At 55.6% G+C, this 25769-nt stretch carries 26 protein-coding genes; 13 read left to right on the forward strand and 13 right to left on the reverse strand.

Annotated features, from left to right (window positions below):
• Window positions 1-45 precede the first annotated feature (45 nt).
• Window positions 46-1842: a GAF domain-containing sensor histidine kinase gene (locus DFP90_RS13200; protein WP_115936970.1), complete on the reverse strand. Its 1797-nt coding sequence runs from the start codon at window positions 1840-1842 to the stop codon at window positions 46-48.
• Between the two features lie 148 nt (window positions 1843-1990).
• The gene (locus DFP90_RS13205) at window positions 1991-2755 is read right to left on the reverse strand and encodes a phosphate/phosphite/phosphonate ABC transporter substrate-binding protein (protein WP_115936971.1); all 765 of its coding nucleotides are present in this window, start codon (window positions 2753-2755) and stop codon (window positions 1991-1993) included.
• 168 nt (window positions 2756-2923) lie between these two features.
• On the opposite strand from DFP90_RS13205, the gene DFP90_RS13210 reads away from it, so the two are divergent.
• Window positions 2924-3523: a TetR family transcriptional regulator C-terminal domain-containing protein gene (locus DFP90_RS13210; protein ID WP_115936972.1), complete on the forward strand. Its 600-nt coding sequence runs from the start codon at window positions 2924-2926 to the stop codon at window positions 3521-3523.
• Between the two features lie 85 nt (window positions 3524-3608).
• Entirely contained in the window at window positions 3609-4730 is a 1122-nt protein-coding gene (locus tag DFP90_RS13215; RefSeq protein WP_115936973.1) for an alkene reductase, read from the forward strand.
• A gap of 54 nt (window positions 4731-4784) precedes the next feature.
• Here DFP90_RS13215 and DFP90_RS13220 read toward each other — a convergent pair whose 3' ends face one another.
• Both DFP90_RS13220 and DFP90_RS13225 read right to left on the reverse strand, forming a co-directional pair.
• Entirely contained in the window at window positions 4785-5828 is a 1044-nt protein-coding gene (locus tag DFP90_RS13220; RefSeq protein ID WP_115936974.1) for a GlxA family transcriptional regulator, read from the reverse strand.
• Between the two features lie 137 nt (window positions 5829-5965).
• Window positions 5966-6256, reverse strand: coding sequence for a DUF1330 domain-containing protein (locus DFP90_RS13225; RefSeq protein WP_115936975.1), 291 nt, complete (start codon window positions 6254-6256; stop codon window positions 5966-5968).
• Between the two features lie 171 nt (window positions 6257-6427).
• Between DFP90_RS13225 and DFP90_RS13230 the strand changes: the two genes are divergently transcribed.
• Window positions 6428-6829, forward strand: coding sequence for a contact-dependent growth inhibition system immunity protein (locus tag DFP90_RS13230; RefSeq protein ID WP_115936976.1), 402 nt, complete (start codon window positions 6428-6430; stop codon window positions 6827-6829).
• A 30-nt stretch (window positions 6830-6859) separates the two neighbouring features.
• Here DFP90_RS13230 and glcF read toward each other — a convergent pair whose 3' ends face one another.
• From glcF to DFP90_RS13255, 5 genes are all read right to left on the reverse strand, one after another.
• Window positions 6860-8146, reverse strand: coding sequence for a glycolate oxidase subunit GlcF (gene glcF, locus DFP90_RS13235; protein WP_115936977.1), 1287 nt, complete (start codon window positions 8144-8146; stop codon window positions 6860-6862).
• Between the two features lie 6 nt (window positions 8147-8152).
• Entirely contained in the window at window positions 8153-9388 is a 1236-nt protein-coding gene (glcE, locus tag DFP90_RS13240; RefSeq protein WP_115936978.1) for a glycolate oxidase subunit GlcE, read from the reverse strand.
• Window positions 9389-9392: 4 nt separating this feature from the next.
• Window positions 9393-10880 carry an FAD-linked oxidase C-terminal domain-containing protein gene (locus tag DFP90_RS13245; RefSeq protein WP_115936979.1) on the reverse strand — a complete coding sequence of 496 codons (1488 nt, stop codon included), beginning with the start codon at window positions 10878-10880 and terminating at the stop codon, window positions 9393-9395.
• 201 nt (window positions 10881-11081) lie between these two features.
• Complete coding sequence (gene ykgO, locus DFP90_RS13250) at window positions 11082-11207, reverse strand: type B 50S ribosomal protein L36 (RefSeq protein ID WP_115936980.1); 126 nt, start codon at window positions 11205-11207, stop codon at window positions 11082-11084.
• 149 nt (window positions 11208-11356) lie between these two features.
• Window positions 11357-12304: a methyltransferase domain-containing protein gene (locus DFP90_RS13255; protein WP_115936981.1), complete on the reverse strand. Its 948-nt coding sequence runs from the start codon at window positions 12302-12304 to the stop codon at window positions 11357-11359.
• A gap of 217 nt (window positions 12305-12521) precedes the next feature.
• On the opposite strand from DFP90_RS13255, the gene DFP90_RS13260 reads away from it, so the two are divergent.
• The 5 genes from DFP90_RS13260 (at window position 12522) to DFP90_RS13280 (ending at window position 15904) form a co-directional block, all read left to right on the forward strand.
• Window positions 12522-12986, forward strand: a complete 465-nt coding sequence (locus DFP90_RS13260; RefSeq protein ID WP_115936982.1) for a thioesterase family protein — start codon at window positions 12522-12524, stop codon at window positions 12984-12986.
• Between the two features lie 127 nt (window positions 12987-13113).
• Window positions 13114-13302 carry a hypothetical protein gene (locus tag DFP90_RS13265; protein WP_115936983.1) on the forward strand — a complete coding sequence of 63 codons (189 nt, stop codon included), beginning with the start codon at window positions 13114-13116 and terminating at the stop codon, window positions 13300-13302.
• A 193-nt stretch (window positions 13303-13495) separates the two neighbouring features.
• Complete coding sequence (locus DFP90_RS13270; protein ID WP_115937213.1) at window positions 13496-13957, forward strand: ATP-dependent zinc protease family protein; 462 nt, start codon at window positions 13496-13498, stop codon at window positions 13955-13957.
• Window positions 13954-14859 carry a 30S ribosomal protein S6--L-glutamate ligase gene (gene rimK, locus DFP90_RS13275; protein ID WP_115936984.1) on the forward strand — a complete coding sequence of 302 codons (906 nt, stop codon included), beginning with the start codon at window positions 13954-13956 and terminating at the stop codon, window positions 14857-14859. The genes DFP90_RS13270 and rimK overlap by 4 nt, the downstream gene beginning before the upstream one ends.
• A complete protein-coding gene (locus DFP90_RS13280) occupies window positions 14846-15904 on the forward strand; it encodes a succinylglutamate desuccinylase/aspartoacylase family protein (protein ID WP_245957069.1) in 1059 nt (352 codons plus the stop codon). Before rimK ends, DFP90_RS13280 begins: the two co-directional genes overlap by 14 nt.
• A gap of 67 nt (window positions 15905-15971) precedes the next feature.
• On the opposite strand, the gene clpA is transcribed toward DFP90_RS13280, so the two are convergent.
• Window positions 15972-18284 carry an ATP-dependent Clp protease ATP-binding subunit ClpA gene (gene clpA / locus DFP90_RS13285; RefSeq protein ID WP_115936986.1) on the reverse strand — a complete coding sequence of 771 codons (2313 nt, stop codon included), beginning with the start codon at window positions 18282-18284 and terminating at the stop codon, window positions 15972-15974.
• Between the two features lie 34 nt (window positions 18285-18318).
• Window positions 18319-18648, reverse strand: coding sequence for an ATP-dependent Clp protease adapter ClpS (gene clpS / locus DFP90_RS13290; protein ID WP_181905368.1), 330 nt, complete (start codon window positions 18646-18648; stop codon window positions 18319-18321).
• A gap of 277 nt (window positions 18649-18925) precedes the next feature.
• Here clpS and DFP90_RS13295 point away from each other — a divergent pair, with 277 nt between their 5' ends.
• Window positions 18926-19810, forward strand: a complete 885-nt coding sequence (locus tag DFP90_RS13295; RefSeq protein WP_115936988.1) for a DMT family transporter — start codon at window positions 18926-18928, stop codon at window positions 19808-19810.
• Here DFP90_RS13295 and DFP90_RS13300 read toward each other — a convergent pair.
• Window positions 19794-20789, reverse strand: coding sequence for an NAD(P)H-quinone oxidoreductase (locus DFP90_RS13300; protein WP_218044672.1), 996 nt, complete (start codon window positions 20787-20789; stop codon window positions 19794-19796). The two genes, DFP90_RS13295 and DFP90_RS13300, sit on opposite strands and share 17 nt — an antisense overlap.
• A 135-nt stretch (window positions 20790-20924) precedes the next feature.
• On the opposite strand from DFP90_RS13300, the gene DFP90_RS13305 reads away from it, so the two are divergent.
• The 4 genes from DFP90_RS13305 (at window position 20925) to DFP90_RS13320 (ending at window position 23902) form a co-directional block, all read left to right on the forward strand.
• Window positions 20925-21110 carry a DUF1192 domain-containing protein gene (locus tag DFP90_RS13305; protein ID WP_115936989.1) on the forward strand — a complete coding sequence of 62 codons (186 nt, stop codon included), beginning with the start codon at window positions 20925-20927 and terminating at the stop codon, window positions 21108-21110.
• Between the two features lie 23 nt (window positions 21111-21133).
• Window positions 21134-22156 (forward strand): NADP-dependent oxidoreductase, encoded by a 1023-nt coding sequence (locus tag DFP90_RS13310; RefSeq protein WP_115936990.1) that lies wholly within the window; start codon window positions 21134-21136, stop codon window positions 22154-22156.
• 105 nt (window positions 22157-22261) lie between these two features.
• The gene (locus DFP90_RS13315; RefSeq protein ID WP_115936991.1) at window positions 22262-23044 is read left to right on the forward strand and encodes a 3-hydroxybutyrate dehydrogenase; all 783 of its coding nucleotides are present in this window, start codon (window positions 22262-22264) and stop codon (window positions 23042-23044) included.
• A gap of 366 nt (window positions 23045-23410) precedes the next feature.
• On the forward strand, window positions 23411-23902 hold the full coding sequence (locus DFP90_RS13320; protein ID WP_115936992.1) for a chemotaxis protein CheW: 492 nt from the start codon (window positions 23411-23413) through the stop codon (window positions 23900-23902).
• Window positions 23903-24502: 600 nt separating this feature from the next.
• Here the strand turns inward: DFP90_RS13320 and DFP90_RS13325 are convergent.
• On the reverse strand, window positions 24503-25348 hold the full coding sequence (locus DFP90_RS13325; protein WP_115936993.1) for a LysR family transcriptional regulator: 846 nt from the start codon (window positions 25346-25348) through the stop codon (window positions 24503-24505).
• Window positions 25349-25769: the final 421 nt, after the last annotated feature.

Consider the following 25769-nt stretch of genomic DNA (forward strand, 5'->3'; position numbering starts at 1 on the left):
GGTACTATCCGATACAGATAAAAAACCCCGGGTCTTCCCCGGGGTTTATTCTGTGCCATTGGCGCGTTGATTGGCGGGCATGCAGGGTGAGCGCTGCAGGTTGGCAGGAAAGGTGATGGTGAAGGTGCTGCCCATGTTGGGTTGGGAAGAGACGGTGATATCGCCGGACAATGTCTCGGTGATCAGATCCTTGATGATCGGCATGCCGAGCCCGCTGCCGCCCTGGCCGCGCTTGGTCGTGAAATAAGGGTCAAACAGCTTCTCCCGGACTTCGTCGGACATGCCTTTGCCGTCATCGGAGAAAGTAAGCTGCACATTCTCGGCGACCTGTTCCACTTTGATCCGAATGCAGCCTTGCGCGGACAAGTCATTGTCATAGCCGTGCAGATAGGCATTCATGATCAGGTTGGTCAGGATCTGTGAAATTGCACCGGGTTCGGTCTTAATCTCCAAATCATCGGGACAATCCAGTTCAAGCAATATCGACTTGAATTTCTTCGTCCGGGGCCGGATTGAACGCATGATGTCGGTCAGATATTCGGCGATATTGATATCCTGGATCGTGGCATGGCTGACATCGACCGCGACCCTCTTGAAGCTTTGGATCAGTTCCGCTGCTCTTGTCAAGTTGGTCTCCAGGATCTGAAAACCTTCATTGGTATAGTCGAAATAGGCATTCATATCGGATCGTTTGATCTTGCCTTCGTCAAATGCCTTGTAGAGCTGTTTGGTCCTGGATTTGATCGCGCTGGTCGTGGTGACCGCACTGCCCAGCGGCGTGTTGGTTTCATGGGCGATACCGGCGACAAGATCTCCAAGGGCGGCCATTTTTTCCACCTGGATCAATTGGTTTTGTGCGCCTTCCAGGTCCCGTAAGGCATCTTCCGCCCGATTGATGGCGGTGCGCATGCGTGATTCCGCCTGTTGACGGGCAAGCGCACTGCCGATCACATTACTGAACTGTGTCAGCAGTTCAATTTCACGGATCGACCATTCGCGAGCGATTTGGACTGCCTCCATGCAGACGAAACCAATCAGATTGCCCTGGGACTGGACCGGGGTCGCCAGCAGGGACTGAACCCCCAGATTTTCCAGGATATCGCGATCCAGCTTGGCTTGTTCCGGCATGTCGGCAATGCAATTAAGGATGACCGATTTTCCCTCATTGAGCTGATGCTCGATCCAGCGCACCGACGCCAGGGGATTCTTGCCAAAGCCGCCACCGGTTTCGGATTCATTGCCAAATCGGCTCCAATGGGCCTTCATCCAGCTTTCTTCGGAACCGAGAAGCGGAATGACCGAGACCCGGTCCACATTGAAATAGATACCGATATTGCGCAGCGCGCCGGATATGGCACCGGCAACATCAATGCCCAATAACTGTCCGGAAATGATGCTCATCAGCTTGTCGGCTTCGGCGTCATGGCACATGTCCGCTTCGGCTTGCTTGCGTTCGGTAATGTCTTGGATGCTGGCGGCAATCATCTTGCCGTTTTCATGATCGACATAACCGAAATCAACCACCGCGACGATATGGTTCCCGGCGGCTGTAGAATAAACCATTTCCTGGGATTGGATGGTTCCCTGCGCATCCAGCTTGCCGGTAATATCATCCAGTTGTGCCTGTGATCGGACAAGCTCACTGCTGAGAAATTCCTTCACATCATCCTGGGCGCATTCAAACAGATCGGCACAATGACTGGTGGTCCAGACAACCTTGTTGCTGCGCGGATCCAGGAGGGCGATCGCGATGGGCAGGGATGTAAAGAATTTATCCAAAATCGGATCTCCCGATGCCCCCGATGCACCGATATTTTTCCGGTCGCCATCGGACGGTGTCATTTCCAGTACAGTCCCCCCGTGCAAAAAAGCGCAATATTCAGCCTCTTTTCGAATAAACTAAATAGGTTAAAAGAGTGTTATTGCCTTTTTATTCTAGCGCTTATCTGGTTCCGGGGATAGGGGGCACCAAATCGGGCTGCAAACGACTTCATCCCATATTGTTTGGCACGGGCGGTGTGGGAATTTCCAGATAGCTATTCTTGGGGATTGGAACGAGATCCCTGATCCCGGTTTTCGTCAAAATATCAGCTGGTGCATGTGTCAGTGCGGTCTTGAAAGCCTGGAATATGGGTTCCGGATCATTGCCCTTTGCTGTGATGAGCGGCAGTCCGGGCGTGGGGATGGTCCGATCAAGCACGCGTAACTGATCGGAAAAGGCATCATATTCCTGAATGAACTGCCAGGTAACCGCATCAAGTGAGGCTATATCTGCATTGCCTGCGGCAACCATGCGTGCGGATTTTACATGGGCACCGGACTGGATCAGGTTGGTGAAGTGAAATCCTTCCGCTTCGGTATGGAACCAGGCTGCTGAATAGCCTGATTGCGAAATCGGTTCGTTAAAGGCGAAACGGGCATCTTTGAAGTCGGGCAATGTCTTCCTGTCATCATCTGAACGGACAACAAGGACACTTTGATAATGCCCGGACGGACAGCCGCTTAGCCCGTAATCCGGCGTACCGACCAGGGTTACATGGTCATGCAGCATCACCCGGTAGGGCATGCCACAGGTCTGACTTAAGAACAGGTCCGGAGACCGCCAGTGAAGCAAAATGTCATCGGGCATGATCAGGGAAGATGGGCATTCCCCCCCCATATCGGTGAAAATACCGTGAAAGATTGCCCAGAAGGCATTATGGGCGTCCACCGTTTCTGCACGGACATACATGGGAAGGCTCGCGGTGGCTTGCATATTTTCTTTGTCCCTGTTTTCGGCGCTATCGTTAATTCAATCTTTTGTGGGGAACTAAGAGTTTGACAAAGACGGGAAACTGTCAATCTCCAGCAGTTTTTGGATGAGTGGAAAAAATTATGAAAATACCCCATTGAATTCCAAGACGACCGGTCACATATTCGATTCATGGCAAGACCGAGACGAAGCGAACAGACACGGGCGGCCCTGATTGAAGAGGGGATCGCTCAATTGTCGGCACAAGGCTACCACGGCACGGGTATCAAACAGATCCTGGACGCGGTGCAGGTGCCGAAGGGGTCGTTTTATAATTATTTCGAGAGCAAAGAGGCCTATGTCGCCGAGATATTGGATCACTATGGCGCCAAAATCCTGGAAGGGCTCGACAGGCAGATCGCCGACAGCACGGCAGGGCCCCTGGTCACGTTAAGGGAAATTCTTGAATGCCAGCTCGCGAAATATGAATCCCAAAGCTGTGCGCAGGGATGTCTGGTCGGTATTTTGGCCGCGGAAATCGGCAGCACCAGCAGCCTGTGCCAGATGGCCATGCAGCATACGGCCGGTGGTTGGGAAAAACGCATGGCGGGTCTATTGCAGGCGGCTCAGGATGCGGGCCAGGTGCGCCAGGACCTGACGGCTGACCAGTTGGCCAAACTGATCTGGAGCAGCTGGGAAGGGGCCTTGATGCGTATGCGGATGGATGGCAATGCCGACCATGCAAAGGAAATTATCGAATTGATGTTTGGCAGCATCCTGATGGAGAGATGAAGAGCGAAGCTTTCTTTTTTATTTATCTAGTTAATAGACGACCGGTCTAATTATTTTAATCACCCGAACAAAAGGAACACAGTAAATGAGCGATATCCAAAACCACGATCCCCTGTTTGAAGCCTATAAATTGGGGCCGATCACATTGCCCAACCGGATTTTGATGTCCCCCCTGACCCGCTCCCGTGCGGCCCAGCCAGGCGACGAACCGCAGGCGATGAATGTGGAATATTACAGCCAGCGCGCCGGAGCGGGCCTGATCCTGTCTGAGGCAACGCAAATCTCCCCGCAGGGGAAAGGCTATGCCTTTACGCCGGGCATCTATTCCAAGGGGCAGATTGATGGCTGGCGCAAGGTGACGGACGCGGTTCATGCCTTGGGTGGCCTGATGCAGGCGCAACTCTGGCATGTGGGCCGTATCTCCCATCCGGATCTGCAGCCGGAGGGGGCGCTGCCCGTGGCCCCTTCCGCGATCAAGCCGGAAGGGGCCATGACCTTTGTTTCGGCGAAATCCGGCATGATCGAAATCCCGGCACCGCGTGCCCTGGAAGCGGACGAGCTGCCCGGGATTGTAGACCAGTACCGACAGGCCGCCTGGAACGCCAAAGAAGCGGGTTTTGACGGCGTCCAGATCCATGCGGCCAATGGTTATCTGTTGGACCAGTTCATGCGCAGCGGCAGCAACAAACGTACCGACAGTTATGGCGGATCAGCGGAAAACCGAATTCGGCTGACGTTGGAGGTGGTCCAGGCCGTGGCGGATGTCCTAGGCGCGGACCGTGTTGGTATCCGCATTAGCCCGACTGGTGCTTTCAATGCCATGAAGGATGAGAATCCCCTGGAAACCTTTGGACTCTTGGCACGGAAGCTCAATGATATCGGCATTTCCTATATTGAGGTGGTTGAGGATATGTTCATGGGCGATCACGAGGCCGGCCGACCCGAAGAAATTATTGATACGATTCGCGCAGGGTTTAAAGGCACGTATATTGCCAATGGCAACTATACGGCTGATGAGGCGCGCCAGCGTATCCGGGATGGCAAGGCGGATCTGGTCAGTTTCGGTCGTCCGTATATTGCCAATCCCGACTTGGCCGAGAGGTTCCGCGTCAATGCGCCATTGAATGAGTTGGATGGTGACACGCTCTATGGCGGTGCGGAAAAAGGCTATACGGATTATCCGGCCCTTAAGGAAAAGGCCGCATAAGCAGGAGTATCAGGTGGCAAGGCCCATCCGCCGGACTGGCGGATGGGTTTTTCCTTAGCTGCCGAAATTATAGCCGCCCATATCCCAGCCGGTCGTGGTAATCGGTACGGGGGCCCGGTTGGACAGGGATTTGAAATCCCGCCGATATTGCTGGCGATGATCCGATGGCGAGATATCATAGCGCTGGCGATAGGCACGAGAAAACCAGGACTGGGATTCAAAGCCGCAGCTGACCGATATTTCCACCAGGGGAATATTGGTCTGGCAGACCAGTTGACGGGCCCGTTCCAGACGCAAGGTGCGATAATAATCCAGCGGGCTTTGGTTGAAGTAAATTGCAAACAGGCGTTGTAGCTTGCGTTCGGACATACCGGCCTGTTTTGCGATCTTGCCAATGGAGACCGGGGTCTCCAGGTTTTCCTCCATCATGCGAATGGCGCGGCCGACACCGGGCTCGCGCATGGACAGCACGCGCTGCGACAAAGAACGTTGGATATCCCCACCTTTGCGGATCCTGTCATGGATCAGGAAGACAGCGACCTGTTCTGCCAGATCCGTGCCATGACGTTCGGCGATCAGGCCCAGGATCAGATCAATGGTTGCCATGCCGGCGGGTGAGGTTGCGACATCGCCGGACAGCTCAAACACTTCATCCGTCACATGAACATCGGGATAGGCCTCCCGGAAGGCCTCAAGGGATTCCCAATGGAGGGTTGCCCGGCGGCCATCCAGCAGTCCCGCTTCGGCCAGGGAAAATGGCCCGGCATCCAGCCCCACCAGGCGGCTGCCATGCCGATGCATGCGCCGGACCCAGTCGAGAACGGGTTTCGTGCGGCCGGTATCAATGTCATAGCCAGCGGTAACAAAGGCCGTTGATGCCGGCGGACAGTTGCTTATCGGAAATTGAGCCGCAACAGACATACCGTTGGATGCGGTCACCGGACCGCCGTCCAAACTGACCACCACCCATTCATAAAGCTCTTTTCCGGCAATCCGGTTGGCAACCCGCAAAGTTTCCACTGTCAGGAAGAAACTGAGCATCTGAAAGGTTGGGATCGGCAGAATAGCCACCCGTTCGGTTTGTAGTCCCTGTTCCATCGCACGCCTGTCCCTGGTGCTGAAGATCGTTTGTTATCCTCGGGGGAGACAGGAAAAACTTTCCGAAAACCCGCGTTTTATTGCAGGATTCCGACAGTCGTACGCTTCTGAACGGGAATTTTCTAAGTATGTGGCACTTACATCCCGTCTAGGATCACAAGCGAACAGTCTGCATTGGCATGGCGCAGGGCCTTCACCGGCGCATATTCATCACTGTGAACGAAATTACGGGCGGTTTCCATGTCGGGGAATTCCAGGATCACAAGGCGGCTGGGGGACCAAAGCCCGTTTTCTACAATATCCATGTCTCCGCCGCGGGCCTTGTAGATGCCGCCGAAGGATTCGACGATCGGGCGGGCCAGCGCCTTATATTCCTCATAGGCGTCCGGGTTGGTGATTTTGGTGTCCACGATGATATAGGCGCTCATGAAGCGGGGCCTCCGTCTGAAAGGGTAAGAAAGCTAACTGGTGATATATCAGCATAGATTCAAGAGGCTATCCATCCTGTTGCAGCTGAAAAATCCTCAATCGAAAGATTACGAAATTGATAGACCACCAAAGCAGAATCATATCATGATTAGTCAGAAAGGTAGGTGACCATGGCATTGATCGATCTTTCGAAGTCTCTGGTGGAACTGGAGGGCGCAAGCCCGGTTCATGACGGGGCCTACAGCCCGGTCATGCAGGCGACCGCCAAGGCACGTTCCAAACCGCTTAGTGACTTGCAGGCCGAAGATTTCCGCCTTCTCATCGCCCAGCATATCGGGCTCTCCATCCTGGTGCCGATGGCACTGGACCTTCTTGAAGATAACCCGATGATTCAGGCCAGCCATTATCCGGGCGACTTGCTGTGCACGGTGGCGGGTGTCATGGATCCCTTCTGGGAGGCCAACCGGGATTTGAAGGACCGGATGATCGATATCCGTTACCGAGTGGAATTGCTTGCTGACAGCATCCGCGATTTTGCCCTGCCGGAAACGCGCGGTTTCATCTGGCGGTAAGCTGTTTCGCGGGAAAGTGGGTTTTGAGACTCATACACCTCTCGGTTTCCGGCCCCCGGTAACCCAGTCCAGCAATTCAACCGTATGCACGATCGGGATATCCGTGCCACTGGCGATCTGACTGATGCAGCCGATATTGCCGGCCGCGATCAGGTCCGGCTCTGTTTTTTCGATATTGGCGACCTTGCGCTCTTTTAATTTGTCGGCGATCTCCGGCTGGAGAATGTTATAGGTCCCGGCCGATCCGCAGCAGAGGTGGCCTTCCGCCGGGCTGACCACGTCGAACCCGGCCTGGGTCAACAGGGTCTTGGGCAGGTCGGTTATTTTCTGGCCATGCTGCATGGAGCAGGCACTGTGATAGGCGATTTTCTTTGGAACCGGCCGGGTCACTTCGGGCAGGCCGATTTCGGCCAGATATTCGGTGATGTCGCGGGTCATGCCTGAAATTTTTGCGGCGGCGTCCGCCAGGGCCTTGTCCTCGCGGAACATGAAGCCGTAATCCTTGACCGTGGTGCCGCAACCCGAGGCGTTGATGATGATCGCGTCCAGCCCTTGGCCGTCAATTTCCGCCATCCAGGCTTTGATATTGGCGGCGGCTTGGTGGTGGCTTTCATCCACTTCGCCCAGATGGTGGACCAGCGCGCCACAGCATCCGGCCCCTTCGGCGACAACAACCTCAATGCCGGCCCGGTTAAGCAGGCGAATGGTGGCGGCATTGATCGCGGGGTTGAGGACCTTTTGGGCGCAGCCGGTCATTAACGCCACCCGGCCCTTTTTTGCGTCCTCAGCCTCGTGGCAGCGCGGGCGGTCCCATTTGGAGGGGAATAGTTGCGGCTTTGACGGGGCCATGCGGACCATGGCCGCCAGTCGTTTTTGGAAGGTATTAGCAAAAGGCTTGGCCAGCCATGCGCCGATCAGAGCCAGACGGAACAGGCTCGGCTTCGGCAGCAATGTTGCCAGGAGAGACCGGAGCAGACGTTCACCCGGCGAGCGTTTATGGGTCTTGGCGATATGGGCCCTGGCATGATCCACCAGATGCATGTAATGCACACCGGACGGGCAAGTGGTCATGCAGGAAAGGCAACTTAAACAGCGGTCGATATGTTTGACGATGGTTTTACCGGCGGGTTTGTCCCCTTCCAGCATATCCTTGATTTGATAGATCCGGCCGCGCGGGCTGTCCAATTCATCGCCGAGCAATGTATAGGTCGGGCAGGTGGCGGTACAAAAACCACAATGCACGCAGTTGCGCAAAATCTTCTCCGATTCGGCCATGTCCGGATCGGCGAGCTGGGCCAGGGTGAAATTGGTCTGCATGGCTGGTTATGTCCCCGGATACATGCGGTTGGGGTTCAACAGGCCGAAGGGGTCGAAATTATCCTTCAATCGTCTGCTCAGGGCCGCCAAAGGGGTGGGCTGTGGGTGAAAGATGGAAATCTCGCGACGTAGCTTTTCCGGCCCGCGGATCAATGTGGCATGGCCGCCATGACGGTTCACCGCATCGCGTACCAGGGATTCGGCCCCCATTTTCGGCGCATCAACGGCCAGCCATACCAGGCCACCCGCCCAGTCGAGAAACCCCTCGGCATTTTTCAGGTTGCTCAGTTGGGACAGGATTGCGGGGCCTGCGGTAGGGGCCACCGATATTTTCCAGATCACGCGGTCGTCGATTTTAGCGGCAAAAGGGGAAACATCCCGGATTTCCCGCCAGAAACGGGCTGAGTTGCTGGTATGCAACTCTTCAATCTTGCCCTCGGATTTAAACCGGTCGCGCAGTATCTTGCAGCGATATTGAACCGAGGGGCCGGGGCCTTCGACCCGAAGTGCCACACAGGAATTATTGAGATGCCGGAATATGTCCACATCTGACCGTTCCGCCAGGCTTTTTGGTAGCCAGCAGGCGGCAGAGACCTCATTGGGGCTGTTCAAGGCAGCGCTCATGATGGTCCGTGCTTCATCGGCGTCAACCCCCTGCACCAGGACCGTCCGCGATTTTTCCGGTCGTGGCAGGGTTTTAACTGTAACCTGATGCATGGCGCCAAGCGTTCCCCAACTGCCTGCCATCAGTTTGGATAAATCATAGCCGGTGACATTCTTGACCACGCGACCGCCGGATTTGAAAGCTTCACCGCGCCCGGACACCGCCTGAAATCCTAGGAAATGGTCCCGGGCGGACCCGGCCTTGATCCGGCGTGGACCGGCCAGGTTGGTGGCGATCATGCCACCGAGGGAGCCTGACTCCTTATCGGCCAAGCCTAAAAGGGAAGCAAAGTTTGGGGGGTCATATGCCAGCATTTGATGGGCCTGGTCTAAGGCCTTATTGATCTCGGCCATGGGAGTTGCGGCGCCTGCGCTCATGACCAGTTCTTCCGGTTCATAAAGCGAGATCCCGGTAAAAGCGCTCAAATCAAGTGTGGTGGCCGACCGGTCAGGATTACCGATCAGGCGCTTGCTGCCGCGCCCCTGCAGGTTAACGGGCATTTTTTCCGACACCAGCCAGGACATCGTTTCAAGTAATTGCTCCGCTGATTCCGGGCGAAAGATTTGCGCATCACTCATGGGCTTAGAATCTCGGAATATCGGGGAAAGGGATCTGGCCCTGGCGGATATGCATCCGACCCAGTTCCGCGCATCGGTGCAGGGTGGGGAAGACCTTACCTGGGTTCAACAACGCCTTGGGATCAAAGGCGCATTTCACCCGCTGCTGCTGGGCCATGTCCTCGTCGGTGAACATCTCGCCCATCAAGTCGCGTTTCTCTACGCCGACCCCATGCTCGCCGGTGAGCACGCCGCCCACCTCGACACAAAGCTTCAGGATGTCATTGCCGAAATCTTCGGCCCGGTCCAGTTCGCCCGGCACATTGGCGTCATACATGATCAAGGGATGCAGGTTGCCGTCGCCCGCATGAAAGACATTAGCTACACGAAGGCCGTATTTGTCCGACATCTCCCGCATGCGCGACAGGACCAGCGGCAGTTTGGCGCGCGGGATCGTGCCGTCCATACAATAATAGTCGGGTGATATGCGCCCAACTGCCGGAAAGGCGGCCTTGCGTCCGGCCCAAAAGGTGAGGCGTTCCTGTTCCGATTCGGAGATTCGGATGGAACTGGCCCCGTTTTCCCTGGCGATGCGGCTAACCTCTTCAATAAGGTAATCCACCTCCGCCTCTGGCCCATCCAATTCAATGATCAGCAAGGCCTGTGCATCGCGGGGATATCCGGCATTGACGAAATCTTCGGCCGCGTTGATGGCGGGATGATCCATCATTTCCATGCCGCCCGGGATAATGCCGGCGGCAATAATGGCGGCAACACAATCTCCGCCTGCTTCGGAGGAATTGAAGCCGACCAGGAGGGCGCGCGCGCATTCCGGCTTTGGCAACAGGCGCACGGTCACTTCCGTGACGACGCCCAGCATACCTTCCGAACCGGTCAGCAGGCCCAGCAGATCATATCCGCCCGAATCCAGGTGTTTGCCGCCGATCCGGATGATTTCGCCCTCGATGGTCACCAGTTCGAGGCCCAACAGGTTATTGGTGGTCAGACCGTATTTCAGGCAGTGAACCCCACCGGCATTTTCCGCCACATTGCCGCCGATCGTGCAGGCGATCTGGCTGGAGGGGTCGGGGGCATAATAATAGCCGTCCGCATCAACCGCCTGGGAAATGGCCAGGTTGGTCACGCCGGGCTGAACGCGCGCGCAGCGGTTTTCATAATCCAGTTCCAGGATCTGCTTGAATTTGGTAAGTGACAGCAAGACCCCGTCGGCCAGGGGCAGTGCCCCGCCGCTGAGCGAGGTGCCGGCACCACGCGGCACCACTTTGACGCTGTTCTGGTGGCAATATTTCAAAACCGCGGCCACCTGTTCCACTGTCTCCGGCAGGACCACGATCAGTGGCAGTGTCCGGTAAGCGGTCAGGCCGTCGGTTTCGAAGGGACGCAGGGCATCTTCATCAACAATCACTCCGTCGCCCGGCACGATTCGTCGAAGCTCTGCTGCGATGGTCTGTCTGTTGGCGAGCGTTTCCCGGTCCGGTTCCGGCATGCGCATGGCACCTGATCTCCCTGCATTACTGAATTGTCCGCATCTTAAGAACGTGCGGTTATCAGTTTATGTTATAGGAAGCGGAAAGCGAGAGAACAATTCGCAAAAACTGCGTAGTTTTTATAAATGACAAAAGCCGCACTGATAACTCAGTGCGGCTTTTGTCTGATCTTGTGCGCCGGATGGATATCCGGCAACAACCCGAACTTAACCCTGGCGGGCTTTGAAGCGCGGGTTGGTTTTGTTGATCACATAGACCCGGCCTTTACGGCGGATAACGCGACAGTTTTTGTCACGCTTTTTAAGGGTCTTCAGCGAGCTGGCGACTTTCATTTCTCTTCTCCTGCAGGCAACCACGGGCTGTGGCCCCGGTGCGCGGGGTCGTTAAATCCGCGCGGAAAATAGGGACAGGGCCCGGTTCTGTCAACAGCTAGTTTTAATATTCTCAAAAACCGTCAATGCTGTTGGGCGCTTGATAGCAGTTAAATGGTCTCACGTCCACGGGTGGCATGTAAGCGCATGTAGCGCAACTCACCCGATTCCAGCGCGCGTACCAGGCGCAGCCAGTCTTGGGCTTCCGCCATCAACTGATTGACCACATCGCGATTCAGATCCGATTTGGCCAGTTTACCCACGTAATCTGACCAGCCGGCCAGCACAAGCTGGCGATATTCATCGGTCCGGTCTTCGTGGATATGCAAATTCATCGAAAGATCCAGGGCTGCACGCTTATATTCGGCCATGGTCCATGGATAAGGCTTGGCCGGATGGCTCTCTTTCCAGATATCCACCACTTTATTGTCGAGGGAATCGGCCTTTTTGAGGACGAAATCCGTCACGAGCAGATGGCCAAGCGGCTTCAGGGCACCGAAACACTGTTCCAGGATCATTTTTTTATTCTGAAAGGCAAACAGCGATTCCCGGATCATGATTGCGTCATAACGTTTTTCACGCAGTTTCAGCGTGTCGGGATCAAAGCTTTCGATCGGCGCGCGTTTTTCCATGCCATGTTTGATGGAGAGGTCATTGGCCAGCGCCGCCAGTTCGGCGTCCGATTCCATGCCCTCAATCCACAGATCGAATTGTTTGGAAAGCTCGCGTGTTCCGCCACCCAGGCCCGCGCATAAATCCAGAACCGACTTAGTTTCATTCAGGCCCAGCGGTTTGGCAAGCGTCAGGGTATAGCCGGTACCGCCGGGCAGCACGACTTCCTCCATCTCCTCACCGCCCCAAAGGCGCGTCAGAAATTCCACCCGATGCTCGGGCCAGGCGGTTGCTTCCCCTTCCTCCTCGGCATCGACCTCGATGTCCTCTGGTTTTTGGGGCTCACCTTTCTTTTTAATAAGGGCGGCCGGATCCATACCTTCCCACCACGCTTTAAAGCGCAGGCGGAAGGGGATGCTATATCCGTTGCCCTTTTGCTTATTCATTAGTTTAGGCCTGCCATATGTTCTGGCTAATACTGCTTTATTTCTTGGTTATAGCAAAAAGTCCAAGAAAATAATTGATTAAGTGTAAACCAATTTCTTTGGAAATCAAAAATACATATGTCGAATTTCTGCAAGTCGGCTACGGGTTCGATCAAAAACATGGATTCGTTATGTGGATACTCGATATAGAGTGAAGTATTCGTGGAAGGAGACGGGGATGACCCGGTTGAAACTGCATCAAGAGCCGGTGCGCCAGGAATGGATCGATTATAACGGGCATTTGAGTGAAGCCTATTATGTGCTGACATTCGGGCATGCCACTGATGCCCTCTATGACTATCTCGATATGGGGCAGGATTACCGGGATGCCCATAACCGTTCAGTTTATACGGTGGAATCCCATATCCGCTATCTTATGGAAGTGCCGGCGGGTAAAATGCTGGAATTCACCACTCTTGTTCTGAGTTTTGATGAGAAGCGGCTGCATTTTGCTCATGAGATGCATGTGGACGGTCAGCTGCGGGCGACAACCGAATTGATGGGGCTGCATCTGGAAACCTCAGTGGATGGCGGTGTCATGCCCTTTCCGGATGCCGTTCAGGCAAAGTTGACTACTCTACGGGCCGACAATGTGCCGGACTATGTTGGGCGTGCGATCCGCCTGGTGGAGGAGCGGACATAAAATATTACAAAAAACACGCAAATTTCCGGACTTTGTGACGCAAGTCACAGAGTTCTGACACATTTACGCCTTACTGTGACGGTCTAATCGGAAACATCGGATAAGATTGATCCAGGAAACCGTGAACATGAACAGCAGACGCGTATATGAGTCGGGCGAACTGACGGAGGAGATCCAGAATCTCCGTTTTGATCCGCAGGAAAAGCTGGTTTGGCGCCGGAGCAGCAGCACAGTGCGCTCTCTGGCGGGGTTTGCGCTTGTGACCACCGTGGCCCTGACGGCCATTGGCGGCCTGGCCCTGGCATCCGTGGTGTGAATTCGCCCGTTTTATCTCCAAAAAACACAAACTGATGACCCCGCCTGTTGGCGGGGTTTCTTTATTGCGCGCGGAATGTCACAATTTCAGGGGTCGGAAGCGACAGATTTCTTTTGTGGGCGCTGATAAAAGCAGTTATAGCGAAATCAAGGCGCTATGCCGGATCCAGGAAGGATGCAGACGGGATCTGTCCATGAAGAAAAAGAAAACAAAAACCACAGTCGGCTGGCGGGAATGGGTCGCTTTTCCCGAACTTGGCGTGCCGTCGATCAATGCCAAGATTGATACCGGGGCCAAGACATCGGCGATCCATGCTTACCGACCCAGGATCGTCACAGTCCATGAGCAGGAATTTGTGGAATTTTATGTCCATCCCTTGCAACGGAGAAAAAAACCGGAGATCCTGTGCAGAGCACCATTGGTGGATAAACGGGCGGTGACAAGTTCGAATGGACAGAGCCAAAACCGGTATGTGATTCGCACAACCATGGTGCTGGGTGGACAGTCAAAAGCCATCGAGCTGACTTTGACCGACCGGGATGAAATGAGTTTCCGGGTTTTAATCGGCCGCGAAGCGTTGCGCGGCGGTTTTGTGGTCGATCCGGGCCGGTCCTACTGTGTCAGCGGCGAAAAATCAAAGAAGGGGCAATCATGAAAATCGCACTGCTTTGCAGGAACGAAAATCTCTATTCACATAAACGCCTGATCGAAGCGGCGGAAGCGCGCGGCCATGAAATTCATGTGGTGGACCATTTGCGCTGCTATATCGATATCGCCGCCCATAAGCCGGCGATCCATTATAATGGTGAAAAACTGACGGGGTTTGATGCCATCATTCCCCGTATCGGCGCTTCCGTTACGTTCTTCGGCACCGCCGTATTGCGCCAGTTTGAAATGATGGGCGTGTACCCGGTTAATGAATCCGTTGCCATCACCCGATCGCGCGACAAATTGCGTAGTCTGCAATTGCTGGCGCGCAAAGGGATCGGCCTGCCGGTCACGGTCTTTGCCCACCGGACCGGTAAACCAGAAGAATTACTTAAGATTATCGGTGGTGCGCCGGTGGTTATAAAGCTCCTGGAAGGGACCCAGGGGATCGGTGTGGTCTTGGGGGAGACCCCCAATGCGGCGGAAAGTATCATTCAGGCCTTTGGCGGGGTGAAAACCAACATCCTGGTGCAGGAGTTTATCAAGGAAGCTGGCGGCGAGGATATCCGCTGCTTGGTGGTTGGTGGCAAAGTGGTTGCTTCCATGATCCGCAAAGGCCGGGAAGGGGACTTCCGCTCCAACCTGCATCGTGGAGGTTCTGCCAAGTCGGTTCGGATTACGCCTGCGGAACGTTCCACAGCTGTCGCGGCGGCCAAGGCCATGGGCTTGAATGTTTGTGGTGTTGATCTGCTGCGCTCGAATCATGGTCCCGTTGTGATGGAAGTGAATTCCTCACCCGGCCTTGAAGGGGTGGAAAAGGCAACCGGCAAGGATGTGGCGGGCCAGATCATCAGCTTCATCGAAAATCACGCTAAACCGAACAAGACCCAAACACGTGGTAAGGGCTGATAGCCGTCGCCGGCGAGAGGCGTTTGAGATTGCGGGCGAGATCATCCCGGCCGGTGAGCGGCGCACGGTTGATATCCCGCTGGGGGTGCTTTCAACCCAAACGCCGATGACCCTGCCGGTGCACGTAATTCATGGCAAAAGACCGGGGCCGGTTCTGTTTGTTAGTGCCGCCATTCATGGAGATGAGGTGCTGGGGGTAGAAATCATCCGCCGCCTGCTTCAGATGAAACAGATTGCCAAACCGCGCGGGACTTTGCTGTTGGTGCCGGTGGTGAATGTTTATGGCTTCATCTCCCACACCCGGTATCTGCCGGATCGGCGGGATCTGAACCGCTGTTTCCCCGGCAGCACCGGTGGTTCGCTTGCGTCCAAGCTGGCGCATGTCTTCATGGAAGAGGTTGTGCGCAAGGCGGATTACGGTATCGATCTGCATACGGCCGGTATGCATCGCTCAAATCTGCCGCAGATCAGGGTGGATTTCGACGATGAAGTGGCGCGGCGCATGGCCCGCGCCTTTGGTGCGCCCGTCACGTTGAACTCCAACTTGCGTGACGGCTCCCTGCGCCAGGCGGCGCAGGAAGAAGGGGTGCATACCTTGTTGTTTGAAGCCGGGGAAGCCTTACGATTTGAGGAAGGGGCGATCCGCCATGGCGTAAAGGGCGTTCTGCGCGTCCTTCATGATCTGGGCATAATATCAGGCAAGCCCCTGGCCGGGCCCAAGCGCCGGCCGGTTCTCTCGCGCAGCAGTCACTGGTTGCGCGCGCCCACAGGCGGGATTTTGCGCATGCTCTATGGCCTGGGGGAGGCTGTACAAAAAGGCGAGGTGATTGCTGTGGTTTCCGGCCCGTTCGGGGATCAGGATATCGAGCTTAGGGCCAAGACCGATGGCATTGTCATCGGCCGCACCAACCTGCCGGTGGTGAACCAGGGCGATGCGGTTTTCCATGTGGCCCGGGTCTTCGATCCGGAAAAAGCGGAGGCCAATGTGGATTCCATGGAACAAGACCTGATTGAAGACCCGCTGTTTGATGAGGAAATTGTCTGATTTCTCCGTTGAGGCAGATACAAAAAAGCCGGGGATAACCCCGGCTTTTTTCTCTTGAACGATTTTCTTACCGGTCGACGGTTGCCGGCAGTTTGGTTTTTCCTTTGCCGGACGGTTTGGTCTCCGGGAAAGAGAAAGCCAGTGTATCTTCCTTCTTGTTGGTTTCGATCCGGACGACACCGCCATTTTGCAGCTTGCCAAACAGCAGCTCTTCGGAAAGCGGCTTTTTGATATGGTCCTGAATCACCCGGCTTAGTGGACGGGCGCCGAACTGCTTATCATAGCCTTTCCGGCCCAGCCATTCACGGGCGTCGTCGGTCAATTCAAAAGTAACGGAGCGGTCCGCCAGCTGGGTTTCCAGCTGGAAGATGAATTTGTCGACAATCTTGTGAATAACCTCTTCACCCAGATGGGCGAAGGAGATCACCGAATCCAGTCGGTTGCGGAATTCCGGAGTGAAGAGTTTGTTGATTGCCTCTTCATCATCACCAACCCGCATTTCCTGGTTGAAACCGACCGCCGGTTTGGCCAGGTCTGCCGCACCGGCATTGGTGGTCATGATTAGGATCACATTGCGGAAATCGACCGTCTTGCCGTTATTGTCGGTCAGCTTCCCGTAATCCATCACCTGCAACAGGATGTTGAACAGGTCCGGGTGGGCCTTTTCAATTTCGTCCAACAGAAGCACGCAATGGGGCGTTTGGTCGATGGCATCAGTCAACAGTCCGCCCTGATCAAATCCGACATAGCCTGGAGGCGCGCCGATCAGGCGGGACACCGTGTGGCGTTCCATATATTCCGACATGTCGAAGCGTTTCAGGTCCACGCCGAGCGTCTTGGCCAGCTGGCGCGCCACCTCGGTCTTGCCAACCCCGGTCGGGCCGGAGAAGAGATAGCTGCCAATCGGCTTTTCAGGCTCGCGCAGCCCAGCCCGTGACAGTTTAATTGCAGAGGCAAGCGCCGTAATGGCGTTATCTTGACCATAGACCATGGTCTTGAGGTCGCGTTCCAGATTTTTCAGGTTTTCCTTATCATCGCGGGAAACCTGTTTGGGCGGAATGCGGGCAATCTTGGCAACCACATTCTCCACATCCTTGACCCCGATCACCTTCTTGCGCTTGCTCGGCGCCAGCAGGTTTTGGGAGGCCCCCACTTCGTCAATCACGTCAATGGCCTTGTCGGGCAGTTTCCGGTCACCGATATAGCGGTCGGACAGCTCGACAGCGGTTTTGATCGCGTCCGCTGTATAACGCACGGAATGATGCTTTTCATAATAGGGCTTCAGGCCGTTCAAAATCTTGATTGTATCGGGGACGCTGGGTTCCTTGACATCAATCTTCTGGAAACGGCGGGACAGTGCGCGGTCTTTTTCAAAATAGCCGCGATATTCCTTATAGGTCGTGGAGCCGATGCAGCGCAGCGTGCCGCTGGCCAAAGCCGGCTTCAGCAGGTTGGACGCATCCATGGCACCGCCGGAGGTTGCCCCGGCACCGATCACGGTATGAATCTCATCAATGAAGAGAATCGCGCCGTCGTAATCCTCCAGCTCCTTCATCACCGCCTTGAGGCGTTCCTCGAAATCACCGCGATAGCGGGTGCCAGCCAGCAATGCGCCCATATCGAGCGCGAAGATAGTGTCTTCCAGCAGGACTTCCGGCACGTCTTCATCGACAATGCGCTTGGCCAAGCCCTCGGCGATCGCAGTCTTGCCGACCCCGGGGTCGCCTACCAACAGCGGATTGTTCTTGGTCCGGCGGCACAGGATCTGGACCGTGCGGTCCACCTCTTCGGCGCGCCCGATCAGGGGATCGATCTTGCCGTCCTTGGCTTTTTCATTGAGGTTGACGCAATAGGCATCCAGCGCTTCCGTGCCTTTTTTATTCACTTCTTCGGATTTGGCATCCTCATCGGCGCCACTGACTGCCGGGTGAACATCGCTTTCACCGGGGGCCTTGGCAATGCCATGGCTGATATAGGTGACCGCGTCATAGCGGGTCATATCCTGGCTTTGCAGGAAATAGACCGCATGGCTTTCCCGTTCGGAGAAGATTGCCACCAGGACATTGGCCCCGGTCACTTCTTCGCGGCCGGAAGACTGGACATGAACCGCGGCGCGCTGCAGGACCCTCTGGAACCCGGCGGTCGGTTTCGGTTCCTCAGATGTGGAACTGATCAGCTCGCTCAGATCGTTATCCAGATAATCGATGATATCCGCACGCAGACGCTCCATATCCACATCACAGGCCCGCATCACCGCAACCGCATCATGATCTTCTGATAGTGACAGCAGAAGATGTTCAAGGGTTGCAAATTCATGGTTCCTTGCTGCGGCATAGGCAAGGGCGCGATGCAGGGTCTCTTCGAGGGATTTGGACAACATGCGTTATCTTATCCTTTCTCCGGCCTGGCCGGTTTCACTCTTTTTCCAACGTACATTGCAATGGATGCTGTTCCTTGCGGGCCATATCCATCACCTGGTTCACCTTGGTCTCGGCGATCTCATAGGGGAAGACGCCACAGATGCCGACACCGCGCTGGTGCACGTGCAGCATGATCTGGGTGGCTTCTTCACGGCCTTTGTTAAAAAATCTCTCCAGGACGTAGACGACAAATTCCATCGGTGTGTAGTCGTCATTGAGCATCAGCACCTTGTACATGGCGGGCTTTTTTGTCTTCGGGCGGGTCTTGGTCGCCAGCCCTGTGCCTGCGCCACCATCACCTTCGTCTTCGTCCCTTCCGGACATCGTGATCATGGACTTTACATATTCCAACTGTCTTCTTCCTGCCTCTGTCATGGTCGCTCAAGGGGCCTGTTGGACAATTGCCGAAACTGGCCCCAACAATCCATGTTTCATTATATTGGATCTTTGCGATTCATTAAAAGGGGCGAGGTCTAATGAAACATGAATTTTATAAGAAGTGATTAACATGTTTCAGGGGTTCGCAAGGATCGGGTGGCGGGGGCACCGGACCGGCCGCATAATCATGCAAATTCAAGGAAACTGACGGAATTTCAAGCCCATGACACCCTTCAATATTCTGCTCTTATGCCTTCTTGCAATCCTCTGGGGCGGTGCCTTTACCCTGGTGGGATTTACGGTGGAATATTTCTCTCCCCTTGAAGTGGTCAGCTTGCGTGTGGCCCTGGCGGCACCGGTTTTATGGGGGGTGATTCTCTTTCAGCGGGAAAAAATGCCCCGGCAGTGGAAGCCATGGGGGGCTTTTTTGATGCTGGGGATCTTGAATAACGCGATCCCCTTTTACTGCATCACCTGGGGGCAAACCCGTATCGATAGTGGTATGGCGGCGGTTCTGAACGGGGCGACCCCGCTTTTTGGCGCCCTGCTGGCGCATTTCATGATCCAGGATGAAAAGTTGAGCTGGCAAAAACTTGCCGGGCTTGGGATGGGGCTTGGCGGGGTGATTTTGCTGGTCGGGCCGAATCTGGTGTTGGATCCTTACAGCTTGCTGGGACAGGGGGCCATTCTGGTAGCGGCGCTTTCCTATGCCTGTGCCGGGATGGTCGGCAAGCGTCTAGGAGGGTATTCCGCACTTTGCGTTTCCACCGGTCAGCTGACCATGTCCAGTCTAATCCTGGTAGCGCTGACCTGGACGCTTGGCGGTTTCCGTGACCTGCCGTTGGCCACGGATCTATGGGCGGCGATGGCGGTACTGGCGGTCTTGAGCACCGCACTTGCTTATATCCTCTATTTCCGCCTGATCGCCCAGGCCGGTGCCACCAATGCCATGAGTGTCACCTTGCTGGTGCCGGTGGTGGCGATGTTTTTGGGCATCATCCTGTTGGATGAACCGGTTGATCCGGCCTCCATTGCAGCGGCCATACTGGTTTTGGCCGGTGTCGGGCTGGTGATCAGAAGCCCCCGGAGGATTAGACAGCCAGCATGATTTTACCCATATGGGCGCTCGATTCCATCAGGGCATGCGCCTCATCCGCCTTTTCCAGAGGGAAGGTCGCATGGATGACCGGCTTGATCTTGCCACTGTCCAGCAGGGGCCAGACAGAGCCTAAGAGAGAGCTTGCGATCGCCCCCTTGGCCTTGTCGGATTGCGGGCGCAGTGTGGAACCTGAAATGGTCAGCCGGTCGGTCAGCACCCGGCGGAAATTGACGGTGGCCTTCGGCCCTTTGAGGAAGGCCAGCAGGGCATAGCGCCCGTCAACCGCCAATATATCGATATTGCCCTGGATGTAGTCGCCGGCAACCATATCGAACACCACATTGACACCCTTACCGCCGGTAATCTCTTTCACCCGCTCGACCCAGTTCTCGGTCTTGTAATTGATCGCATGATCCGCGCCCAGATTCCGGCAGAAAGCCGACTTTTCTTCGTTCCCGACAGTGACAATGACGTGAGCGCCAAAGGCCTTGGCCAGCTGGATCGCCGTGCTGCCGATCCCGCTGGACCCGCCATGAACCAGCAGGCTTTCCCCGGCGACCAGGCGCGCCCGGTCAAAGATATTGCTCCAGACGGTGAAAAAGGTTTCGGGCAGGGCGGCGGCCTGCACCATGTCATAGTCTTTGGGCAGCGGCAGGCAGTGGCTGTGATGTGTCAGGCAATATTCCGCGTAACCGCCACCGGGGGTCAGGGCACAGACCGCTTCGCCAACGGATAGCGAAGTCACCCCGTCGCCCAGGGCGGCGACGGTGCCTGCAACCTCCAGGCCGGGCAGGTCGCTGGCATCTTTCGGCGGCGGATACAGACCTGCGCGCTGCAGGCAGTCAGGCCGGTTGACACCAGCCGCCGAAACCTGGATCAGCACTTGTCCGGGGCCCGGTTTTGGCACCGGCCGGGCGGCTGGTTTCAGGACTTCAGGGCCACCCGCCTCAGTGATTTCAACAACACGCATGGTATCCGGCAACGACATGGGCTGACCCCTTTTCTTGAATTCTGTTTCTGCGGACAAATATCCTTCATGTTGACCCGGTTGAAAACCCGTTTAGGGTCAGTCAGGAAAATGAATTGGAAAGGGCCAATGAACATGGCCTGCTGGGAGGGATGAATGGATAGCGACGATCTGGAGCCGAAACGGCCGACCCTTGGCGCGCCCAAGGATCTTGATGTCATGTCGATTGAGGCGTTGGGGGACTATATTACAGAACTGGAAGCGGAAATAGCCAGGGTCCGGGGCATGATCACGTCCAAGGAAGCGGCCAGGGGCGCGGCGGACGCGTTTTTTAAGAAATAGATTATGAAGCGGGGAGACGGGTAATGGAAAGCAATCGGCAATGGGTATTGGCCTCTTATCCGAACGGGATGCCGGAACGGACCAATTGGCGTCTGGAAGAGGGAGTATGTCCCAGCCCGCTAGAGGGGGAGGTTTTGGCCCGCTCTATCTATCTCTCTGTCGATCCCTATATGCGCGGGCGGATCAGCCCGGCCAAGAATTATGCCGCTGGGGTTGCCATCGGGGAATGCATGCATGGCGGCGCAGTTGCGGAGGTGGTCGAGAGCAAGCATCCGGGGTTCCAGCCGGGTGACATTGTGGAAACCATCAATTTTGGCTGGCAGGATTTTGCCTGTTTGAAAGGGGACGGCCTGCATAAGGTGGACCCAACCCTGGGTCCGATCCATTCGGCGCTGGGATATCTGGGGCTGCCGGGGCTGACCGCTTATCTGGCGCTGGAGACCATCGGCGAGCCGAAGCAAGGCGAAACCGTGCTAATTTCAGCGGCCAGTGGTGCAGTCGGCCAGATCGCCGGCCAGATCGCAACGATCCGGGGCGCGCGGGCCGTGGCGGTGGCCAGCTCTCAAGAGAAACTGGATTATTGCCGGGATCTCGGATTTGCCGATGGCATCAATTATCGCGAGGAGACGGATCTGGCGGCGGCGGTTAGGCGTGCCTGTCCCGATGGGGTGGATGTGTTTTTCGACAATACCGCAGGTCCGATCCATGACGCGGTGATGCAGAATCTGGCGCCTTTTGCCCGGATCATCATATGCGGCACGGTTTCTCTGGCGGGTAAATTTGATGAGCCGGATACTGGCCTGCGCTTCATGCGCAATATCCTGGTGGCCAGGGCGCGTATGGAAGGATTTTTGTTCTTTGATCATCTGGACAAGGTGTCGGCTGCCAGAAAACAGGTCTCCGATTGGGAAAAACAGGGGCTGATCCGGCATCGCGAGGATGTGATCGACGGGATCGAACATATGCCGGAAGCCTTCCTGCGCCTGCTGAATTCTGAAAATTTTGGCAAGCAACTGGTCCGGGTCCGGGATGACCCGTTTTTGTGATGCAGATATCTCGCAGTTGCGATACCAAATTGTTGCGATTGCGAGGAGCGCAGATTCCGGTAGAGTTCACGTCAGAAGAATATTTTCAACAGGGAGATTTAAGGGATGAAACAGGGATTGGCGGCATTGGTGACAGGATCGACCAGCGGGATCGGCCTGGCCATGGCGGAGGCGCTAGCGGCGGAAGGCTGTGCGGTAATGCTCAACGGCCTGGGGGATAAGGCCGAGAATGAAGAGACTCGGGCCCGGCTGGAAGAGGATTTTGGCGTGCCGGTGGGGTTGAGTGATGCGGATATGAGCGACCCGGCACAGATCCGCACCCTTGTGGCCGAAACGGCCGAGACATTCGGTCGCCTTGATATCCTGGTCAATAATGCCGGTATCCAGCATGTGTCGCCGATTGAAGATTTCCCGGAGGATGCCTGGGACAAGATCATGGCAATCAACCTTTCTTCCGCCTTCCATACCACAAAGGCGGCATTGCCCCTGATGCGCAAACAGGGTTGGGGCCGGATTGTGAATACGGCCTCGGTCCATGGTCTGGCGGCCAGTATCCATAAAGCGGCCTATGTGGCGGCTAAACATGGCATTGTCGGCCTGACCAAGGTTACCGCGCTGGAGACCGCGGAAGAGCCGATCACCTGTAATGCGATTTGCCCCGGCTGGGTGCGAACGCCTTTGGTTGAAAAACAGATTGAGGCCCGATCGAAGGCAACAGGCCTAACCCAGGAAGAGGCTGCCCGTGATCTGCTGTCCGAAAAACAGCCGTCGAAGGAATTTGTCACTCCGGAAATGCTGGCCGGTCTGTTGATCTTCCTCTGTTCCGATTCCGCTAGCCAGATGACCGGTGTGAGCCTGCCGATGGATGGCGGCTGGTTCGCCCAATAAGGCGGTGTCCGGCATGGACTGGAAGGAAAATTGGGCGGGATGAAACTTTTTTTCACGCATTAACATCCCGTTAGGAAGTTTGCGGTATAACATGAGTGTCTACCCCAAGGCCCGTATCCCACCCTTACCCTATCGGGCCTAGTGACACTCTAAGACCCCTGTTCACTTGAGCCGCCTTCGGGCGGCTCATTTCTTTTTGCGCCAACGGCCTAATTTCCTTGTCTTCGACTAGGAAATCAGTTGATTATCAACCCCTTCCTTCTATCGGTGTGACCGATGACATCCATTGGATTAATTCGATTGTAATTTGCTGGAAACATGCCATTTATGCGCCGATTTCCCTCTCTCAGATAGGTTAGAAAACCCATGAGTGGTCTTGTATCCCGTAACTCGGTTGATGTTGTCCAGGAAGGCTATGTGGTTGCCCGTTTTGGCGGTCATAGTTTTGGCATTCCCACCCTGGATATCCAGGATGTGGTTCGGCTGCATGCGGTGACCCCGGTGCCGACCGCGCCTTCTTATGTGCGCGGGATCGCCAATATGCGCGGGCGGGTGGCGACGGTCATTGACCCCGCCAGCTATCTTGGACTTCCCCAGGGCGATCCGGATCACTGCGTGACGGTGGTCTGGAAAGGCGCGCTGTGCGGGTTTTTGGTCGAAGAGGTGGACCGGGTGATCAATATCGCGCCCCGAGCGATTGAACGTTTGCCCTTCACGGTGCCTCAGACCCTGAAAGCCGTGTCCAAAGGTGTTTTTGAAGAAAAAGACAATCTGATCATTTTGCTGGATCTGGGCAAGCTGCTGGTCAATATCGACGGGACCGGTGAAGAGCTGGAGCCGCTTTTGATCGAGGGATAATCCAGCAGACGGCGGGCTCAGATTGAAAAGCTGAAAATCCGGCTGGCGCTTTGCAAGTCGGCCTGGACCGGCAGATAGAGATTTTCCAACCCGTCTTCGGTTCGGCTGAAGACGGGTTTTCCTTGTCGATTACTTGTCGGTAATCCTTCCAGACTGCCAGCCAGGTGGCCCCTCGGTAGCAGGTATGAACAGGACAACCGGATGGGTCGCGCCCAAATTTCTGCTGCAGGAAAGGGGCAGCTCGCACAAACGTCAGCTGTTCTAACCGATAGTCAAACGCCAGCAGGGAGAGCCGGTCGACAAAGCCAGCCAGTTCCTGTTCTGCGAAATCCTGCTGGCGGGGGATGTCATTGAAGGCGGTTTTCCGCTGCCAGAGATAAAAGAGACTGGTGATCCCGGGATGACAGTCCGGCGGGCAGGGCGATGCCGGTAAGGGGCGGCTGCGGGCTGAGGCGGCTCTTGCCATGATAATGAATAACCATCCGTCGCAATGGATAGGGCTATGCGCGCCAGCATGCTAGGGGGATTGGCGAGACGATGCATAACGAATTTCATCGATGGATATCATCCGTTTTTCAAATGGATGGAGACTTATCAAGCTTAGGTTTCCCCTGCTGCCTGGCGCAGGGGGGGCAGGATTTTGGCAAGGGCGTTTTGCTCACTGTCTTTGGGATATACCGCGTAGGCCGGATAGTTAAAACGAGGCGCGCCCTCAACCAGTTGGAGGCGTCCCTGATCCAAGAGCGGCTTAGCCAGGCGGTGGGGGAAATAGCCGGATGCGGGATTTTCCAAAAGATATTTAAGGCCCAGCGAGCCAAGCTCCATATAGATCCCGGGAATAGAGATTTCCGGGAAAAACTGGCTGTGGTCCGCCTGAAATTCCGGCCCCCAATCAATATAAATATAGTTGGGACCGGGCGGTTCGGTTGTCTGGGGGGCACTGGAAACCAGTACCAGTTCCTCTTCGAACAGTTTCTCAATCCTGAAACCCGGTCGGCTTTGCGGGGTATAGATGATGGCAAGGTCGAGGTTGCCTTCGATCAGGCGCTGCATCAGCGCGTCGGAAAAACCGATTTGGGTCCGAATCGCAATTTCGGGCGCGTCAGTCCGACTGAGCGCCAGCCATTTCAACAAAAAGCCGTCCCAAAGGCTGAATTGTCCGCCCACCGTCAAGGCTGATTGATAGCCGGGGGGCAGGGCGACTTCGATCCGGGCTTGTTCCCAGACCCGCACCATGGAAAGGGCATGGCGCTGAAAACGGCGTCCGACCGCGGTCAGGCTGGCGCCTGCCTTGCTGCGGTCAAACAGGCTCTGGCCCAGCTGTTCTTCCAGGGTTTTGATCCGCATGCTGACCGTGGACTGGGTCACATGGACATGATTGGCCGCCTCCATGAAGCTGCCGGTTTCCACGACCGCGAGAAAGGTGCGGGCCAGGGTGACATCCATCGGCTAGTTCTCTCTTTATCTATTTGATTTTCGAATATCATACACGAATAAAATTCGTTAGTGGAATTTATCCGGGCGGTGTATCACAGCGTTGGCTCGGCGATGAGCCGATCCCTCGCGAGGGGAGCCACCATAATCGGCTGCTTCATCAGCAGAAAAAAATCACAAGATGAAGCCAAGTCTGGGAGCATGGAATGCCTGGTTTTTGCCAGGCATTCCGTTTTGGAATCCAGTCTCGCCATGCGTACCGGTTTTAGCGTGAATAATAATATTTCCCACTCTTAACCTGTTGTTAGCTTTTCTACTTTATAAAAATAACTGTCTACCCCAAGGCCCGAATCCCACCCTTACCCATCGGGCCTAGTGACACTCTAAGACCCCTGTTCACTTGAGCCGCCTTCGGGCGGCTCATTTCTTTGTT

It is taken from the genome of Aestuariispira insulae (genome assembly GCF_003385955.1).
GTDB classification, from domain to species: Bacteria; Pseudomonadota; Alphaproteobacteria; order UBA8366; family Aestuariispiraceae; genus Aestuariispira; species Aestuariispira insulae.